This window comes from Methanoregula sp., from assembly GCF_002835825.1.
GTDB lineage: Archaea > Halobacteriota > Methanomicrobia > Methanomicrobiales > Methanospirillaceae > Methanoregula.
The window spans coordinates 1-1437 of the sequence record NZ_PIZH01000524.1; the positions used below are offsets into that span (position 1 = coordinate 1).

Genomic DNA, 1437 nt, shown 5'->3' on the forward strand with positions numbered 1-1437 from the left:
TTGGTTATTATTTTTTTGTTTTCATGCAGAGGACGGCATACGGGGTAGGAGTCCGGCACGTTGGCTCGGAGAGTTGTATAAGAGACAGAAGACATCGTAATGCAACGATACGCCACCGAGCAGTTTGATGGCCGGATGGTGGAGGAAGAGAAACTCTTTTTGCTTCTCGATATCATCCGGTACTCCCCTTCGGCATTCAACCTCCAGCCATGGAAGATCAAGATCGTCTCTGCAAGCCGGATCAAGGCGAGCCTCCGGCCCCATGCCAACGACCAGCCCCAGATCACCTCCTGTTCACATCTCCTTGTCATCTGCGCCAATACCGAGCTTGAAGCACTCCTCGATAAGGTTCTTGAAGGAATGCTCCAGAGCGGCGTCCAAAAACAGGTCGTGGAGCAATACGCGACAATGATCCGGGAATATATCAGCTCGATGAGCGCCGAACAACGGATGAGTTTTGCCCGCGAGCAGATCTATATCGCCCTTGGCAACGCGGTTAACGGTGCTAAGTCGCTGGGGTTCGATTCATGCCCGATGGGCGGATTCGATCCGGCTGCATTTGCAGACGTCCTCTTCCTTCCCGAGGAGTATGTTCCCGTTGTTCTCTGTGCGATAGGGTATGCCGCTGACAGCCCGCCCCCGAAAATGAGGCTTCCACGGGAAGACGTCTTTTTCTGACACCCAATATCAGACACATTTCTTCCGGCACGATAATCGCGTCGTTGAGCGAACGGCATTTTCAATAGTATAACGGCATGCAGGATTACGGACGCATACCCCTGTAACCGGATGAAGGACGGGCGACCGTCTCCTGGTTATTTGGGATGGTCAGGCTGCGGGGGATTGCCGATACTCTCCCCCTCCGTCACCGCCCGGACGAGCGCTTCGGCGGTGCAGAGATCACCATTCTCAGCGCAGGCGCGGATCGAGAAGGTGACATCCGTGATCAGTTTTCGTGCAAGGACGCGGGAGAGATCGTCGATCACCGCTGCAGCTTTCGGATCGATGCACCCAAGCCGGGCAAGCGCACGGTCGCGTTCCCGGACCCGCACGGACTCGGCCCAGGTGTGAAGCCGGCCAAGCACCTCATCGGCGGACCTGCGGTTGAGGTGGCGCAGGAAGATCGCAAGCTCGGCCTCGACGAATGAATGGGCCCGGTCGGCCTCGGCTTTGCGCGTACTCATGGTCTGCTCGTTGATGCTGCGGAGGCTGTCGATGGTGAAGAGCCGGACGCCATCGATGGTATCCGATCCCTCTTCAACATCGCGGGGCTGGGCGATGTCGACAATTATGAGCGGGCGCGGGTGACCCTCGACCGGCCAGCAGCGATCCCTCATCGCCCGCGCGAGATCCTTCCGGTGAATGATCGGGTGAGGCGCGGAAGTGCAGGTGATGACCACATCGGAGAGCGTGATGTAGTGATACATTTCCTGGAGC

At 57.6% G+C, this 1437-nt stretch carries 1 protein-coding gene and 1 pseudogene; one reads left to right on the forward strand and one right to left on the reverse strand.

The window, feature by feature from the left end:
* Positions 1–99 precede the first annotated feature (99 nt).
* The gene (locus tag CW742_RS12930; RefSeq protein ID WP_292421016.1) at positions 100–678 is read left to right on the forward strand and encodes an NAD(P)H-dependent oxidoreductase; all 579 of its coding nucleotides are present in this window, start codon (positions 100–102) and stop codon (positions 676–678) included.
* A 137-nt stretch (positions 679–815) separates the two neighbouring features.
* Here the strand turns inward: CW742_RS12930 and CW742_RS12935 are convergent.
* Positions 816–1437 (reverse strand): annotated as a pseudogene (locus CW742_RS12935) (glutamyl-tRNA reductase); the annotation flags it as partial.